This is a genomic window from Limnohabitans planktonicus II-D5, from assembly GCF_001270065.2.
Lineage (GTDB): Bacteria > Pseudomonadota > Gammaproteobacteria > Burkholderiales > Burkholderiaceae_C > Limnohabitans_A > Limnohabitans_A planktonicus.
In genome coordinates, this window is sequence record NZ_LFYT02000084.1 from 1 (window position 1) to 1,578 (window position 1,578).

Sequence of the window (1,578 nt, forward strand, 5' to 3'; positions counted from 1 at the left end):
GTGTGGGTGGTTGATTGCAAGCGTGTGGGCAGTGGTCACAAGGCCATCATCTACTTGGGCCGCTATCTGTACCGGGGCGTCATTCAGGAGAAGGACATCTTGCGCTGCGACGGCAACAACGTCACCTACCGTTGGCGCGACAGCAAAACCAAACGCTTGACCACGCGCACCGTGAGTGGCGCGCAGTTTCTGCGCCTAGTGATGCAGCATGTGCTGCCCAAAGGCTTTCGAAGGGCGCGCAACTTTGGTTTCTTGCATCCGAACAGCAAAAGGCTGATCACCTTGCTGAAATTGCTGGTGTTCAAGCGCCCAAGTGGCACCGCAACCCCATCAGCGACATCTCAGACCACCCCTCGTGCGCAATGGAAGTGTGCGTGCTGTGCCGGTGCCATGAGGGTGCTGCGCCGCCGAATCTTGCCATCAACCAATGCGCCGCCACCGCAACACAGTCAGGCCACCACGAACCAGTAACACGCCCGATCTCAGCTTGAGGATTGCGCAACAGTGCCCCAAAAGCACTGTGCATGTGCTCGACCAAAAACAGCTACACACTGCCCAAAAAGTGCCGCAATGGCACAAGGCGCACCGCCGTCGTATCGCATGAGCCAAGTGAATGCTCAATCTCGCAGGCAAGACAAAAAAGATATTTTCTGTAGGGCAAAAACCAGCGCCCAGAACCGGGCTCGTCCAACAAACGGATCAGGTCGCGGCTTCGCGCGACCTATCCTTACTCGTTAGGGATCATTCGGAACCCATGAACGCGAGCATTAGTTCTATTTGCGCAGCGAGCATATGCACACCAGTATGAGTCTGGCGCCCTCTGCGTTTTGCGACTTCAAGAAGCGCTGTGATCTCTGGCGAGACTACGCATTCTGCGACAAGCGTTGTTCGATCTATTAGATCTTCATCCATCGGCAATGGATCGCCAGCCCTCATTCCCAGGCTAGTACCATTTATCGCGATATCAAACGTTGAATGACTTGGTAGGGTGACAGCTAATTGAACCTCCGGAAATAACTCTCCAATGCGCTTCGCAAGAGAGGAAGCTTTTGAAGATGTTCTATTTAGGAGGCATAAAGATCTGCAACCATGCCTTGCCAGAGCGAAGGCGATTGCGGATGCGGCGCCTCCAGCCCCGACCAGAACGCATGCCTTTCCTGCGACGGCATGACCCGCTGCTTGTAGTCCAGCAACGAAACCTTCCCCGTCGAGCAGTGTTCCGACCAATTTTCCATCTGGAAGACGACGAATAACATTGACGGCACCCACCAACGCGGATTCGGCCGTAAGTTCGTCAATTAGCGCTGCCATACCAGTCTTGTGGGGCATGGTGACTACGGCTCCGCCGAAATTCCGCATTGCCCGAAGACCTAACAGGAATTGTTCTAATTGTTCAGAGGCGACATGCATGGGCACTAGAACATGCGCGCCTAGCTTATTTCGGCGCTCCAGGAGTTCATTTGCCATTGCGGGCGTACGTGCCTGTGACACGGGGTCTCCGATGAGGCCAAGAAGTTGCGTTGTCCCGTTGATTTTCATGGTGCGAAGGAGGAGGTTGTATGAGCCCTAACGTTTGAA

At 54.6% G+C, this 1,578-nt stretch carries 2 protein-coding genes; one reads left to right on the forward strand and one right to left on the reverse strand.

The annotated features are described in order from the left end of the window. A partial coding sequence (locus tag H663_RS40840; RefSeq protein ID WP_205872774.1) for a transposase occupies window positions 1-471 on the forward strand: 471 nt, incomplete at its 5' end. Between the two features lie 270 nt (window positions 472-741). Here the strand turns inward: H663_RS40840 and H663_RS40845 are convergent. Beyond that, a complete protein-coding gene (locus H663_RS40845) occupies window positions 742-1,539 on the reverse strand; it encodes a shikimate dehydrogenase family protein (protein ID WP_116695975.1) in 798 nt (265 codons plus the stop codon). Window positions 1,540-1,578: the final 39 nt, after the last annotated feature.